We start from the raw sequence: 13,912 nt of genomic DNA on the forward strand, positions 1-13,912 counted from the left end.
AAAAGGAGTGTTTTAGAAATGAGAGGATCTGGATTTAGAGAGCATATGAGAGAGGGACATCACCGTGGAGGACGCCACAGAGGCATGGAAGGCGCGCCACAGCGAGGAGCAAAAACGTTCCGACGCGGCAAAGCGATTTCATTTTTAGAGATGCTGCATGTGAAGCGAGCTACCATTAAACAGCAATTAGAACAGCCAGAATTTCAATCGATTCAGCAAATTTTAGTCGGTGAATTAAAAGCCATCGATCTAGTTATCCAAGAATTTTGCCAGTTGTTTGATATTCAAGAAAATGAAACCAACGACAGTCTACAAGAGGAAGATAACGCACATGAAACAAATGAATAACTATATAGATGAGGTATTTTATCAGGACGATGCCCTATTAGAGGATGTCCTGTCCTCTATTGCCGAAAATGGTATGCCTGCTATTTCTGTCTCTCGATCATCAGGAAAGCTGTTGACGATGCTTGTATCGATTACTAGGTCAAAGGCTATTTTAGAAATTGGTGCTCTTGGCGGCTTTAGTGATATTTGTCTGGCGAGAGGAATGGAAGGGAAAGGCAAACTGACATCCCTAGAGTTAGAGGATAAATATGCACAGCTAGCCGCCAAAAATCTTGCCAAGGCAGGCTTTGCCGAGCAGGTAACGTATATGACAGGTCCTGCATTGGATAGCCTTGAAAAGCTTGTGGCAACGGGACAGTGTTTTGATTTTTTCTTCATTGATGCTGATAAGGATAACTATGAAAATTATTTAGCCTATTGCATACAGCTAGCAAGCCCTGGTGCATTCATTGTGACAGATAATGTCCTAGCAGGAGGCAGTGTAGCAGACCCTATGGCGACACCCAAGCGCTATACAGCCATCATGAAAAAGTTCAATGTCACAGTGGCTAATCATCCGCAGCTGGATTCGATTCTTTTACCCGTTGGGGATGGTATGACGGTTTCAAAAGTTATAAAATAATGCATATCAGAAATTAACTATTAATGGTAAAATATTGTTAGCAAACGATAAGGGAGAGATGCTTTTGAAGCAAGCACTAGTGGTCATTGATGCACAGCAAGAATTAATCGAGGGAAATCAGGATGAACAAGCCATCTATCGCAAGGATGAATTGCTTAAAACAATCAATGCCGTTATTCAAAAAGCTATTGAGGTAGAGGCACATATTATCTTTGTGCGTGATCAGGATGTAGCGGGTGGAGAAGGGGAAGGCTTTCAGGTACATCAAGCGATCCAAGTACCTACTACCGCTGTTTATTTTGATAAACTGGCTACAAACGCTTTTTATAGGACGGGATTACTCGATTACTTACAGGCCAATGAGGTAGAGCATTTGGTGATGATGGGCTGCAAAACCGAGCATTGCGTGGATACAGCAGTTAGAGCAGCAACTATACAGGGCTTTGATGTCACTTTAGTGGGAGATGGCCATTCAACAAATGGTTCCGACTACTTATCACCAGAAGATACGGTTGCACACCATAACGACATCCTACATGGCCATTACAATGTGGATCATTTCTCACTTGTACGAAACGCCGACGAAGCATTATTTGAACCCACACATAATAGTTATCGTTAATTGTAAAATGACCAAGAATCAAGGTTCTTGGTCATTTTTACATATAGAAGTGATTGAGCAACCAACCTATAACAGTACTCAAGATACCAACTACTATCAAGACCAGCCCATGGGTTGGTGCTTGATAATCCTTTTTAAGTACAATCCCCATACAGATAGCCATGAGCCCACAAAAAGCTTGGAATAGGAGAAGGGCAGCTACCACATTGACCCAACCGATGATTAAAAGTAATCGCTTACTATTAACCATTTATTGTTCTCCTTCATCATTTCTATGTAAATAAAGTACCGTACCTAACACGCCTAGTAGTAGGATTGAAAAAATAATAGACATTGTCGCTTGATAGACAATGGCAGTTATAGCCAAAAACAGTAAAATAATCAGTATGATGAGACGTAGTAGGAATTTTGTTTTTTTACGAATGGCGAAAAAATCCTGTAGAATAATGAGTAAAAAGCTCACCCCAAATAGGAGAGTATATTCAAGAATGATTAGAGGATGCGCATTCGGTATATCCCCATTATGAAAGTATTTTAAAATAATTATAGGAATGAGTATGTATTTTAAATACTTGTACCACTGGAAAAGACGATCCATGTTGCTGCCTCCAGCTCAATAGACTATTTTTACAAATATTGTAACGAAAATTATGATCCGACACAATGATCTTTTATTTTCATAGGGCCACTGTGCGAGCAGTGACCCTAAGTATCAAGTCAGGAGGTGTAAGGCTAAAATTAGCTTTACACTATTATATGTATGTGAAAGTAGCTTCAAAAGCTAGTTATCTGCCTGCTCGATAGATTATTTTTTGGAAGGCGACTAAATGGGGCACCAATTGTCGGATGAAGGGCTACTATTCCTGCTAAAGTAAAGATAAGGAAGGTGAAAGAAGTGGATTCTTTAACAAGGTTGAATAAGGCGATTACGTATATCGAGGCCAATCTAACAGAGGAAATTGATGTGCAAGAAGCTGCGAGATTAGCTTATTGCTCGGAATACCATTTTAAACGTATGTTTTCCTTTCTAGCAGGCATCTCGCTATCAGAGTATATTCGTCGTAGGCGTCTGACGCTTGCCGCACTGGAACTATCAGATTCATCTATGAGAATTCTCGATATCGCGATTCGTTATGGCTATCGCTCTGCAGATGCATTTACAAGAGCCTTTCAGCAAATGCATGGCATCACACCATCGGAGGCGAGGCAAAATGGTCAGCACCTAAAATCGTTTCCACGAATGACCTTCCAACTTACCATACAAGGAGGTTGTGAAATGAATTACCGACTCGAACAAAAAGAAGCGTTTCACATCGTGGGTCTTATGAAAAGAGTACCTATCGTCTTTCAAGGAGAAAATCAAGCGATAACTGAAATGGCACGTGCATTAACAATGGAGGATATTGGGCAACTAAAAAAGCTGTCGAATCTAGAACCAACAGGAATCATCCAAGCCTCCACAAACTTTTCTGAGGGCAGAATGGAGGAAAAGGGCGAGCTTGATCATTATATCGGCGTAGCCACAACCGAAACGTCTCACCATTTTTCACAGTTGGATGTACCCGCTTGTACGTGGGCTGTCTTTGAAGCGGTTGGACCATTCCCACAAACACTGCAGGAAACATGGGGGCGCATTTATGCGGAGTGGTTCCCATTATCTGGCTATGAACAGGTTGCTGGTCCAGAAATCGTGCGCCATACAAGCACGGATTTTTCCTCACCAACCTTTACAAGTGAAATCTGGATACCACTTCAGAAAAAGAAGCCTCTTGCATAATGCGAGAGGCTTTTACTGTATTTTCGTTCCATTGGGCAGCTGCTGATCGGGCGTTAACAGGATTACATCTCCCTCCACAGGTACACCACCAATGACTAATACCTCTGACTTAAAACCCGCAACGCGACGTGGCGGGAAATTAACAATCGCCACTACTTGCTTCCCAATAATGACTTCGGGTGTATAACGCTTCGTAATTTGTGCGGAAGACTGTTTAATGCCCAATTCTTCACCAAAATCAATTTTCATTTTAATCGCAGGAACCCGAGCCTTTGGCAGTTCCTCCGCCTCTAAAACCGTGCCAATTCGTATATCAAGTGCTATAAAATCTTCTATTGTCGCCATCACTGTACTCCTTAAGCTTTTATGACAATGTTAGCATTTAATAGAAAAAAATACAAAAAAGAAGAGCACATTGCGTGCCCTTCTCTCGTTAACGACGATGCTCTACCAGGTCAATCGCACCTAACACAATATGTGCTAAGCCAAAGCCAAAAATCGTATTGGCCACCATTTTGTTAGAGCCATGTTTTTGCTTCATTGCATAGCCTGCCGCCGTAACAGCTGACCCGAGTATAGTGGGGATTAAACCTTCACGAATTCCATTCATAAATTGATCCCTCCGTCGTATGATTCGGCGTGAGTTTCACACCATACTTACTATGAACGTTTGGCGCGGATACTATACTAGGCATCAACCGTATCAATCATGAAAGCAGTGATCTCCGTTTGATCTGCATTTGTATAGGCCTTGCAAAAAAGAACCACAGCACTTTCTTCATCATCAAACCATAAATAGCGAATTTCTGTTGTAAAACAACTTTGGTCATTCATTTCATACACATCAATAGCTACGGAAGCTTCATCCAGCGGCCATGTTAAGGTACCTTGCAAGGCGAAAACCTCCTGCAGAAATATAGCAGTATCCTCTGTTAATATCTTCTCCTGTTGAAGTTTTTCATATCTATTATGTACTAAATCATCTAAGGTCATTTTCGTTAATGCTCTTATTTTGTCTTTCATTTGCATAGCCTCCCTCCTAATAGTTATTTTACTGGAAAAGGAAAAATTTTGTATAGGTAAATAGGGATTTATTGAAACGAAAAAGAGCGGTTAGCCGTATAATAAACGAAGGGGGGCTGAAAATGAAGTATATAGGCATTGGCACCATCTTGTCCATTCTAGGTGTTATATGCTCCATTCTCATATGGGGTACAGAGAAAGCCCATTTGCTTTCAGGGCTACTCGGTGGAATTTTCATCGTTTCTGCCATGTTATTGTCAGGAGCCATCGCAAGCGGAGATAGAATGCGAGCCAATTTCGCAACAGAAACCAATGAAGACAGAAACGAACGCAATCTTCTCATGAATAATGCGTTACTATTAGCAATACCAAACATTATCGTAGCAATCTTTGTGTATTATCTATGAAGCTAATAGCAGCCATCAATTAAGAATAAGCCTTGCATTCAACACATTTAGCATTCAATCCACCGATTTGAAATGAGCAATCCATTCTAAGCATTTCTATCCATCAAAATGAGCGATGTATCCGTCAAATTAGACAGTATATCCGTCACATTTAGAATTCAATCCACCGATTTGCATGAGCAATCCATTCTAATCGATTCTATCCATCAAAATGAGCATTGGATCCGTCAGATTAGACATGGTATCCGTCACATTTAGAATTCAATCCACCGATTTGCATGAGCAATCCAATCTAAGCATTTCTATCCATCAAAATGAGCATTGTATCCGTCAGATTAGACAGTATATCCGTCACATTTAGAATTCTATCCATCGATTTGCATGAGCAATTCAATCTAAGCATTTCTATCCATCAAAATAAGCATTGGATCCGTCAGATTAGACATTGTATCCGTCACATTTAGAATTCTATCCACCGATTTGCATGAGCAATCCAATCTAAGCATTTCTATCCATCAAAATAAGCATTGTATCCGTCAAATATAGAATTCTATCCACCGATTTGCATGAGCAATCCATTCTAAGCATTTCTATCCATCAAAATAAGCATTGTATCCGTCAAATTAGACAGTGTATCCGTCACATTTAGAATTCTATCCACCAATCATTACATATAAAAATCATAAAAAGTGTCACATCTACCCTAGGTGTGGCTTTTTTTGTTGCATTTAATAGAGAGGAGTACATTTGCAATAGAGAGGTGGTACTATGCAATTAACAGATGGTACACAGATATTTGACACGGACATCATTGATGAGGCTGCTAAAAAGAGGGAGCGTGATGAGCAGGAGCGGGAGATGCTCAACGCCTTTGCCCGCTATGCATACCTACGATATAAGCAAATACGAGACAAAGTAAATCCGCGGAAATGCAAATATATGTATATTCATCAGGTACGTCAGCAATTAGCATTACCAGCTAGACTACAACGTGTTTGCAAGCTGCTAACGATGACGGAAGAGGAAGTTATCTACATTGTTGAATTTGTGCGGAAGTATTTGAAATACGTTAAATAAGCCTCATCTACAAAGATGGGGTTTTTTTACATAATTTCTAGGGAGAATTGTTTCTCAACAACCGCTCCATATAGTATGATGAACGTGTATAAAGGAGTGAGCGTAGTTGAGATTGATTAAATTTCTAGTGGTAATTGCTATATTTGTTGGTGTAGTGGGGTATGGTGTACTACATTTCGGCACAAAATTTGCCTCTGAAAAAATTGTAGATACCTTGTCGACAGAATTAGAAAATAGCGGACAAAAGGAAGAAATCAAAAATACCATTGAAAATGACCCACAATTAAAAGCCTATATGGAAGAGGCGAAAACGGTCGATAGCAGTACATTACCGTTTACGACAAAAGAAGAGGCAACGAAAGTCTTAATTCAAAAAGTGGGCATTACCGATTTGAACGACATGCGTGTAAAATTGCAGGACGGCTCGATGACGCAGGAAGAAGCTCTACAAATGGTGGAAGGCAAATTATCCGATGAAGAGATTGCAGCTTTAAAAGTCATTGTCTATAAAGAGCTTTATGAATAACAAACAGCAGAAGCAATTGTTTGCTTCTGCTGCTTGCATTACCCATTACAGATCATGATTATATTTCCATCTAAATCTTGAATGTTGAAGTAAGCAAAGTCATCAAAACGTTCTATAGGCCGAACAATCGGAATGCCCTTGTCTTTCATAGACTGATAGGCATCGTCAATATTGTTTGTGTAGAAATTAAACAACACATGCTTGGACGGCTGTAATTGAAAGCCAGGATCAAATATGTGATCGTCTAAGGTAATTCCCGTCTCAGAGGAAATGGGTAAATTGTAGACAGGCGAAACTACCTTCTCTTCACAAAAGGGCAGACCAAGAAGTTGGCTATACCATTCTGCTGATTGACGTAAATCCCGGACATGAATAAAAACATTATTCACCTTCTTGGTAAGAGGGGACGTTACAAAATTCATTCTTTCTACCACCTTTCGCTTGTTATGATAGGAATTCGCTAAAAAATTTTTTTCACCTGCTTAAAAGAGCATGCTTCATGGCATGTTCTTTTTTTATGTCCCATTTTTAAAAATTTTCTTTATATAGTTAGAAAGGACATTTAGATGGAAAGAGGGATCGTCATGATTTATCGAGTAGCCAAAAAGGAGAATTATGTGGTTTTGGATAAAGCATTTTTAAATGATGAGCAATTAAGCTGGAAAGCAAAGGGTCTGCTTGCCTATATGCTGTCTTTGCCAGATGATTGGTCATTTAGTCTTGCAGATTTAGCAATACGTAGTAAATGTGGGCGGGAAGCGACAGCCAAAATTTTGGATGAACTCATAGAGGCGGGCTATCTTCAAAAAGTACAGGAACGAGGAAAAGACGGCAAGTTCGGTAGGGTAGAATTTTTCGTCTATGAAGCATCAAAACGTGCTGCTATACCGTCAACGGGAAATTCGTCAACGGTCGTACCATCGACGGAAAAGCCCACACTACTAAATAATAATTTACTAAATAATCAATTACTAAAAGATAAAGATGATAAGGAGTCTACTAACACTGCCTACCACTTTTATGGGCACCAAGGCTTTGGCAAACAAACAGCCTATATTGCTAGTAAAATTCGTCACTGGCTCACTATTTTTTCAGAGGACATGGTCATCTATGCGATGAAGCTAGCGGTGGAGCATAATGTTTTACGCTGGCGGTATGTAGAGAGCATCTTACAAAATTGGTGCCATCAGAACATAAAGAGTCTTGCAGATATTGCTATCGACCAGCAGCGTTTTCAAGCCCGCAAGCAGCAAGTGTCATCACATTCTAAAGCCAGACGACGGGAAATCATTCCGCAGTGGTTTCAGCAGCGTGGTGATCAGGAACAAGAATCTCAGCCAACAATTGATTTTGCAGCAGAACGACAAAAAATTTTAGCCCTCTTACGGAGTGAATAAATTCTCCGCATACCATAAAGGCTTAATCGATGAAAAGTTATCATGATCCTGTAAAATCATGTGAATTCTTTCCAACGCATCGTCAAAGGAGCGTGGGTCATAGTGACGAGTCCAAACAATGGTTGAAAAGACAGTCATGGCTGCATAGAGGGCATATAACCGCCAAAACATATCGTCTGGTGAAGATGAAAAATAGCCATCAATCTGCCCAATACAATAGGGGATACTTTGTCGTCTACTAAACAAGGCAAGATTATAAAAGTCATGATAAGGATCACCCACATCATAGCCATTAAAATCTATCACCCCATTGTAAGTATGTCCTTTACAAATAATGTGACCGAGATGAAAATCATCATGAAGCAGGGTGATGGGGCGTTGCTTTAACAGTGGTAAGTGCGTTTCAATAAAGCGCAATAGTTTAGCTTCTTGTGGAAGTTGATAGGCATCTTGTTGGTATGCCTTCAAATAGGTAGAAAACTTTTTGAGCTGTGTTGTCTCCCAATGAATTATTTGCGGAGGGCTCACTTGATGTATTTTTCTTAATTCTTTCCCCGCCGCAAGCCCAAGGTGGAATTGCTCAGAGTCAGAAAGTTCCTGAATAATTTCATCTGCTGGTGTTTCTTCTAAAAAGCTAACGACCATTGCGGATATATTGGCTTCCTGAAACAAGGTATAGTCAACGGCTTTATGTGTTCTTACACCCTGCTTTGCTAACTCTTGGAGCAAGGAAAACTCTACTGCACGTTTGTCATGATGTGCTAGATCTGACAAGCGCACCAAATAGCGCGTTTCACCAACTGTTACCAGATACTTGCTATCAGGTGAATTGCCTTTGTTAATTTTCACTAGCTGTGTAAAGCCGTGTAAGCTTGGTAATTGACGAATAATCTCTACTGCCTGCACACTTTCTTTCCTCGCTTTCAATATTTTAGAAGAACTAAAATACTACAGAAAACAATACTTTGTCAATGCTTGGAAGCGAGAAAAGAGGTTATAAAATCATAATGAAAAAATAGTAAAAGAGCACAACTAACTAGAAAACACTTTTGTGCGCGCATTTACTAATAGTAAGTGGATGTCCTTGTGACATTCACACTTCATAGCTTCGAGGAAAGAGAGGTGAAACGATCGCAGTAGCCTTAAGCGCGAAAAGAAGCTAATAAGCCTCAAAAGGAACCTCTAATTATCTGTTGTTTACCCTAAAAAAACCAAAAAGAAGAAAAGAATAACATAGCGTCAGTCGCTAAAAATAATAGGAAAGGACGGTGCAACATGAGTTATGTTATTGAAAAACAGATGATGTCAGGGCTACCGAATCAAGCGCTAACGGCAGTCAAATACGTTGTGGCGCATGAATCAGGTAATGGCAGCAATACAGGTCCAAATGCATTGGAAAACGAAATTGCCTATATGAATCGAAATAAAGCCAATGCCTTTGTTTCTCACTGGGTAGGCGGTGGTGGAAGAATCGTACAAGTAGCCCCAGTCAATCTCGTGCAATATGGCTGTGGACCAAAGGGAAATCCGTATAGCTATGCCCAGGTGGAATTGGCACGGACTGCTGATAAGGAACAATTTAAAAAGGACTATGCGGCTTATATTTGGCTGTTACGTAAGCTTGCGATAGAGGCAGGGATTCCCACTGTTTTAGATGGTAGCGGCAACGGCATTAAGTCACATCGATGGATTGCGGAAAATCTAGGAGGCACTACGCACAAAGATCCTTTTGACTATTTAAAAAGTATGGGGATTACAGAAGCACAGTTCCAGCAAGATATTAAAAATGGGCTTGAGGAGGGATTAACTGTGTCACAATATAATGAGCTAAAACAAGAAATAGAGACGTTGAAAAGCTTACTAGCTGAAAAAGCTAGTTTACAAACAAGCAGAGAAGTGGGAGCAGCCCATAAAGAGGCTTGGGAGTGGGCTATTAGCGAAGGCATTATCCGAGGCGATGGAAGTAAGAACATGAATCCAGCAGGCGCCTTAACAAGAGAGCAAATGGCGACCATGCTGAAACGCTATTACGACAAATTTATAGCCAACTAATTGTGCAGGATAAAGCTCCTATGTCATCACGAGCTTTATCCTTTTTCATTGAATAAAGGTTTTTTCAAAATTTTGTCGAATGTAGTAGAAGAGAGGAGGGGTTTTGATGTTAACCAAAATAAGAAAAGTAAAATTTGAACAGGAAAGAAAAAATCCATTATACCAGGTGGTGATGGAATGTCCCGATGGTAAGCAACTCTATGTAAAATTTGATTATACGTATAAAACAAAAAATTTCTGGCCATTAGAAGTGAATTATAATAAAAAGAACTATGGTGCAAAGCTAGCATGGTATACAAATGAAGTCGAGAATATGACAGTGGCTTTATTTCTAGAAACGATTGCTGGTAAAATCAACAAGAAGTATGATTTTAACTTTAAGAAACAATAAAAAAAGCAGCACCTTGTAGGAGCATACTGCTTAAGGCTTGTCCATTATTTAGTTGAGATATAAACAACAAGTGCTGCCTCATCAAATGTTACATTTGCGCCAAGTGCTTGACTGACAAAGCGTAAAGGCACCATTGTTGTACCTTGATATATTTCAGCAGGATGGCTGAGTGTGATTGTTGATGCAGAACCATTTGTATCAACATAAGCCGTTTTATTCCCCACACCAATCACAATTTTTTTACTGTCCTTTGTTGCCGTTACTTTTTTCGTTGCATTATCATAGCTAACCGTTGCCCCAAGAGATTCAAAGATTGCCTTCATTGGCACTAAGGTTGTGCCATTTTTCATATAAGCGCTAGGCGTATAATTTTGCTTCACGTCATTTAAATAGACAGCAACCTTCGTTAATACAGGTGCTACAGGTGCTACAGTTGCTTTAGGGGCTGGCGCAGAATAACTTTGACCGCCTGAAGAAGACCCTGCATTATTGCCACCATTGCCATTATGATAATGATAGCCAGAACAAAGCCCTTTAGCCTTTGATTTGTCAGAACAGTTGTGACCGCCATTGCTATCTAAACGCCCTGGATGTGCGCTCGCAATAGAGGCAGTGGTGAAAAATAATGTAAGCATCGCCATCAACAAAACCAATTTCTTCATATAAATCCTCCAATTATCAAAATATGTAATTATTATACTATTGAAAAGAGAATTTTGATATGTTTTTATAGGAAATTAGTTTTAACCCATTAAAAGGCACTACCAGTCAAGATTGGTAGTGCCATTTTGTTATACGGTTAATTGATTTTCGTTTTGGAGATCAATGGCTTTTTGGAGCAGTCGATGCAGAACGGCTGCAAAGGTTGCAATCGTACTGGTTACAAAGATGCTGATAAGTGTCAGCGTAATAATTCCTGTAATATCTTCCTTGCCAGTAAACATTATCATAATTGATGCAATACCTAGCACAAGGCCGGCTACAATAGTAAGAGCACAATTTTTGATCGCTCTCAAAGTCCGTACAGATGATTTGGAGAACGCTTTATGCTGGTCGATGTTCATTAAGAGGCGCTAGGCCTGATACAACGCCGTGTAATAGGGAATGCATAGTGCATACACATAGAGTAAAAAAAGATAAGACAAATAGGAGGATTCGGGATGTGCCGCTGCATCTCTACTGGCTATCCCAGGTAGCCAAAATAGTCCTAAAGCTAATACAGGGATACCTAGCAGCATAATCACACTCTTTAGGAAAATGGTTGACCCCTTTTTATGTTTCATACAAAACACCTCACTGGTAATGATATATTGATTTTAAAAAAAATTATCGATTTTCAATAAAAATATATTATTATTCATTGATTTTTTTCGTTTTAAAAGACATCTATCCTTATAGGATAGATGCCTTTTAAGTGGGATGATTAACATCTTACATATTTACGTTTAAAGCCAATTCTGCCTCGCTCTATTTCCTTTTGAATTGTTTCATAAGCATTTAGCTGTGTGCTTTTCTTGTTGTCTCGCTTCATTTCTACAGGACCAATCGCTTGTGCGGTTGCTACTGCTTGTTCGTGGAGCGGCACATAGGAAATAGCCACTGTATATAAAAAATTATTCATGGCCGATTTTGTACGTTCGGGTACGTCGTGGATGGTATTTTTCACGACTTCCAGCATGTTAGCCAGCTTGCTCTCGGAAAATTCGCTATCCTTGCGATTCCCTAATAGCCAGCAATAGCAGCTCCAGCCCGCAGACATTTTCAGTTCCTCACCACTGGCAATCCACGCATCCGCCACCTCCTGAGCAATCGGTGCCTCTGCTAAAGTAACCGCTACTACATAATCCGACAGCATATAAAAATAAGCTGCCTCCATCCATCGATTAAAATCTTCCACAGTCATGGCTTTTGGATCTGCTATGATGCCAGCAAAGTACATCGCATCATAGTTGCCAGTAGCATAAAGCTCTTCTGCTAGAGCCTGATCGATTTTAATTTTCTTCGCAATAGGCTTCATAGCACCTGTTGCCACACCAAATAACGGCTCATGCGCGCCATTTGACATATACATTTTTTTCGTCCGTTCCTTGCCAAGAGCCTCTAGCTCCTGCATCACCAATTCAGCATTCATAATAGCACTTCCTTTTTTTCTGTTTTCTAGATTATTTTTATTATCTTATAAAGAATGTCTTTTTGTAATGGATTAAAAGCATATCATATTAGAATATAAAATATCATATCTGAATATATTTTTGTCAGTCATTTTATATTGAAGGAAGTACCTATTTCCAATTAGCTAGAGCCTATTCCAAATAAACATAAATTGAGCTGCATCCGATTCAAGGGCAATTTGATGATAGTCTGTTGAATCATCATCTGTAATCAAGCGACCTTTTTGCACGTTTAAAATGGCATGTTGAACAGAGTCTGGATGTTCAATCGCATAGTGGGAGTCTTTTAGAAGAGTGAGGGCAGATCGACATTTATGTTTATCGATGCGCTCATTTTTTCCTTTAAAATACAGCTTAATTAAATAGGGCACATCGTCAATGATTAAACCGAGCTCAGGATTGGAACGCACAATTAAATCGTCACAATACCAATTCGCCTTACCTGGTTCAAACCACTGTACGTTTTTATTTTTTAAGAATCTTATATAGGCTTTGACGGCTTCTTGGTAATTTTTCTGGCGTGCAGGAAGGGCGTTATCCACGATGTCGAGTAAATAGGTATCATTAAAACGATGCTCATGGTATTTTTTTAATCCATCACGCAAGGCTTTCCAATAATCTTTTATTGGATGGTACTCTCCCTGATATTTTATATCCTTCACAAACTTTGTCTTTGCTGCACTTCCCTTCATTGTGAAGTCTGTAAATTGTGTTAAACCAATAGATGGCTTTGTGAGCGTCGTCATTTTTCCATCACCCTTCTTTCATCATCGATGACATACTATAGATTAGTATTATATTGGAAAGGGTACATGTATATGATTGATGGGCTTGTTAACAATCAGCTCCTAACAGTATTCTATTACAATAAGAAAATCAATTTTTTAAAAAAATATGTTTAGATGTGTTTTGACTGGGAATATAAATAGCGAGCTAGTAAAAAGCTCAAAAAAATATTTAGGAGGAATAGAAATGGCTAACAAGCAAAACAATCGCAACAGAAACAACAATGAAAACATGACTGTCGAAGAAGCGGGACGTAAAGGCGGAGAAGCTACCTCCAGAAATCATGACCGTGATTTTTATGAAGAAATTGGACGTAAAGGCGGAGAGGCTACGTCTAAAAATCATGGACATGAATTTTATCAAGAAATTGGTCGCAAAGGTGGAGAAGCTACGGCTGAAAACCACGGCGAAGAATTTTATGAAGAAATTGGCCGCAAAGGCGGAGAAGCTACCTCTGAAAAGCACGACGACGATTTTTATGAAGAAATAGGACGTAAAGGTGGAGAAGCACGCAGTAAACAGCGTAGTAACAACTCCAACGGCAATCAAAATCGTCGAAATAACAATAATAACTAATCACTTTTAAATAGCTTGAAACCCTTCACACACAGGGCGTTTGTAGTTTTAAACTACAGGCGCCTTTTTTGTTGTTAAGTTCCTCTCAATCCACAGGATAAATTTGTTGAATTTCTCCTAATTGTAGTATATATTTA

Annotated in this window: 23 protein-coding genes; 11 read left to right on the plus strand and 12 right to left on the minus strand. The window is 39.5% G+C overall.

All coding sequences use genetic code 11. The annotated features are described in order from the left end of the window. The first annotated feature begins 18 nt into the window (after window positions 1-18). The 3 genes from LBYS11_RS09515 (at window position 19) to LBYS11_RS09525 (ending at window position 1,592) form a co-directional block, all read left to right on the plus strand. Window positions 19-348, plus strand: a complete 330-nt coding sequence (locus LBYS11_RS09515) for a hypothetical protein (RefSeq protein ID WP_048393875.1) — start codon at window positions 19-21, stop codon at window positions 346-348. Beyond that, window positions 332-970: an O-methyltransferase gene (locus tag LBYS11_RS09520; RefSeq protein ID WP_103117957.1), complete on the plus strand. Its 639-nt coding sequence runs from the start codon at window positions 332-334 to the stop codon at window positions 968-970. Before LBYS11_RS09515 ends, LBYS11_RS09520 begins: the two co-directional genes overlap by 17 nt. A 64-nt stretch (window positions 971-1,034) precedes the next feature. Then, entirely contained in the window at window positions 1,035-1,592 is a 558-nt protein-coding gene (locus LBYS11_RS09525; protein WP_103117958.1) for an isochorismatase family protein, read from the plus strand. 37 nt (window positions 1,593-1,629) lie between these two features. Here the strand turns inward: LBYS11_RS09525 and LBYS11_RS09530 are convergent, their stop codons facing one another. Next, window positions 1,630-1,842, minus strand: a complete 213-nt coding sequence (locus LBYS11_RS09530) for a hypothetical protein (protein WP_103117959.1) — start codon at window positions 1,840-1,842, stop codon at window positions 1,630-1,632. Continuing rightward, a complete protein-coding gene (locus LBYS11_RS09535; RefSeq protein WP_103117960.1) occupies window positions 1,843-2,190 on the minus strand; it encodes a hypothetical protein in 348 nt (115 codons plus the stop codon). Window positions 2,191-2,487: 297 nt separating this feature from the next. Here LBYS11_RS09535 and LBYS11_RS09540 point away from each other — a divergent pair, with 297 nt between their 5' ends. Continuing rightward, window positions 2,488-3,369 (plus strand): AraC family transcriptional regulator, encoded by an 882-nt coding sequence (locus LBYS11_RS09540; protein WP_103117961.1) that lies wholly within the window; start codon window positions 2,488-2,490, stop codon window positions 3,367-3,369. Between the two features lie 12 nt (window positions 3,370-3,381). Here LBYS11_RS09540 and csaA read toward each other — a convergent pair whose 3' ends face one another. The 3 genes from csaA to LBYS11_RS09555 all read right to left on the minus strand — a co-directional run bounded on the left by csaA (window position 3,382) and on the right by LBYS11_RS09555 (window position 4,398). Next, window positions 3,382-3,714 (minus strand): chaperone CsaA, encoded by a 333-nt coding sequence (gene csaA, locus LBYS11_RS09545; protein WP_004228641.1) that lies wholly within the window; start codon window positions 3,712-3,714, stop codon window positions 3,382-3,384. An 88-nt stretch (window positions 3,715-3,802) separates the two neighbouring features. Continuing rightward, entirely contained in the window at window positions 3,803-3,979 is a 177-nt protein-coding gene (locus LBYS11_RS09550) for a hypothetical protein (RefSeq protein ID WP_004228639.1), read from the minus strand. Between the two features lie 77 nt (window positions 3,980-4,056). Then, window positions 4,057-4,398, minus strand: a complete 342-nt coding sequence (locus tag LBYS11_RS09555; RefSeq protein ID WP_066038486.1) for a DUF7668 domain-containing protein — start codon at window positions 4,396-4,398, stop codon at window positions 4,057-4,059. Between the two features lie 116 nt (window positions 4,399-4,514). On the opposite strand from LBYS11_RS09555, the gene LBYS11_RS09560 reads away from it, so the two are divergent. The 3 genes from LBYS11_RS09560 to LBYS11_RS09570 all read left to right on the plus strand — a co-directional run bounded on the left by LBYS11_RS09560 (window position 4,515) and on the right by LBYS11_RS09570 (window position 6,402). Next, window positions 4,515-4,799: a DUF5316 domain-containing protein gene (locus LBYS11_RS09560; RefSeq protein ID WP_048393866.1), complete on the plus strand. Its 285-nt coding sequence runs from the start codon at window positions 4,515-4,517 to the stop codon at window positions 4,797-4,799. Between the two features lie 768 nt (window positions 4,800-5,567). After that, window positions 5,568-5,876, plus strand: a complete 309-nt coding sequence (locus LBYS11_RS09565) for a hypothetical protein (RefSeq protein ID WP_103117962.1) — start codon at window positions 5,568-5,570, stop codon at window positions 5,874-5,876. Window positions 5,877-5,982: 106 nt separating this feature from the next. Then, complete coding sequence (locus LBYS11_RS09570; protein ID WP_048393864.1) at window positions 5,983-6,402, plus strand: hypothetical protein; 420 nt, start codon at window positions 5,983-5,985, stop codon at window positions 6,400-6,402. A gap of 38 nt (window positions 6,403-6,440) precedes the next feature. Here the strand turns inward: LBYS11_RS09570 and LBYS11_RS09575 are convergent, their stop codons facing one another. Further along, entirely contained in the window at window positions 6,441-6,824 is a 384-nt protein-coding gene (locus LBYS11_RS09575) for a VOC family protein (protein WP_103117963.1), read from the minus strand. Window positions 6,825-6,986: 162 nt separating this feature from the next. Here LBYS11_RS09575 and LBYS11_RS09580 point away from each other — a divergent pair, with 162 nt between their 5' ends. Continuing rightward, window positions 6,987-7,799 (plus strand): DnaD domain protein, encoded by an 813-nt coding sequence (locus tag LBYS11_RS09580; protein ID WP_103117964.1) that lies wholly within the window; start codon window positions 6,987-6,989, stop codon window positions 7,797-7,799. Here LBYS11_RS09580 and LBYS11_RS09585 read toward each other — a convergent pair. Further along, entirely contained in the window at window positions 7,785-8,705 is a 921-nt protein-coding gene (locus LBYS11_RS09585) for a phosphotransferase family protein (protein WP_103117965.1), read from the minus strand. The genes LBYS11_RS09580 and LBYS11_RS09585 overlap by 15 nt on opposite strands. A 369-nt stretch (window positions 8,706-9,074) precedes the next feature. On the opposite strand from LBYS11_RS09585, the gene LBYS11_RS09590 reads away from it, so the two are divergent. Both LBYS11_RS09590 and LBYS11_RS09595 read left to right on the plus strand, forming a co-directional pair. Further along, entirely contained in the window at window positions 9,075-9,851 is a 777-nt protein-coding gene (locus LBYS11_RS09590; RefSeq protein ID WP_103117966.1) for an N-acetylmuramoyl-L-alanine amidase, read from the plus strand. A gap of 106 nt (window positions 9,852-9,957) precedes the next feature. After that, window positions 9,958-10,242, plus strand: a complete 285-nt coding sequence (locus tag LBYS11_RS09595; RefSeq protein ID WP_048393855.1) for a hypothetical protein — start codon at window positions 9,958-9,960, stop codon at window positions 10,240-10,242. Window positions 10,243-10,286: 44 nt separating this feature from the next. Here LBYS11_RS09595 and LBYS11_RS09600 read toward each other — a convergent pair whose 3' ends face one another. From LBYS11_RS09600 to LBYS11_RS09615, 5 genes are all read right to left on the minus strand, one after another. After that, on the minus strand, window positions 10,287-10,904 hold the full coding sequence (locus LBYS11_RS09600; protein ID WP_103117967.1) for a copper amine oxidase N-terminal domain-containing protein: 618 nt from the start codon (window positions 10,902-10,904) through the stop codon (window positions 10,287-10,289). 129 nt (window positions 10,905-11,033) lie between these two features. Beyond that, window positions 11,034-11,306: a DUF2975 domain-containing protein gene (locus LBYS11_RS23560; RefSeq protein ID WP_233732656.1), complete on the minus strand. Its 273-nt coding sequence runs from the start codon at window positions 11,304-11,306 to the stop codon at window positions 11,034-11,036. 9 nt (window positions 11,307-11,315) lie between these two features. Further along, on the minus strand, window positions 11,316-11,525 hold the full coding sequence (locus tag LBYS11_RS23565) for a hypothetical protein (RefSeq protein ID WP_233732660.1): 210 nt from the start codon (window positions 11,523-11,525) through the stop codon (window positions 11,316-11,318). A gap of 140 nt (window positions 11,526-11,665) precedes the next feature. Continuing rightward, a complete protein-coding gene (locus LBYS11_RS09610) occupies window positions 11,666-12,373 on the minus strand; it encodes a DNA alkylation repair protein (protein WP_103117968.1) in 708 nt (235 codons plus the stop codon). A 165-nt stretch (window positions 12,374-12,538) separates the two neighbouring features. Next, window positions 12,539-13,159: a hypothetical protein gene (locus LBYS11_RS09615; RefSeq protein WP_103117969.1), complete on the minus strand. Its 621-nt coding sequence runs from the start codon at window positions 13,157-13,159 to the stop codon at window positions 12,539-12,541. 226 nt (window positions 13,160-13,385) lie between these two features. Here LBYS11_RS09615 and LBYS11_RS09620 point away from each other — a divergent pair, with 226 nt between their 5' ends. After that, entirely contained in the window at window positions 13,386-13,775 is a 390-nt protein-coding gene (locus LBYS11_RS09620; protein WP_066038479.1) for a KGG domain-containing protein, read from the plus strand. The last annotated feature ends 137 nt before the right edge of the window (window positions 13,776-13,912 follow it).

The organism is Lysinibacillus sp. YS11 (assembly GCF_002896375.1).
GTDB lineage: Bacteria > Bacillota > Bacilli > Bacillales_A > Planococcaceae > Lysinibacillus > Lysinibacillus capsici.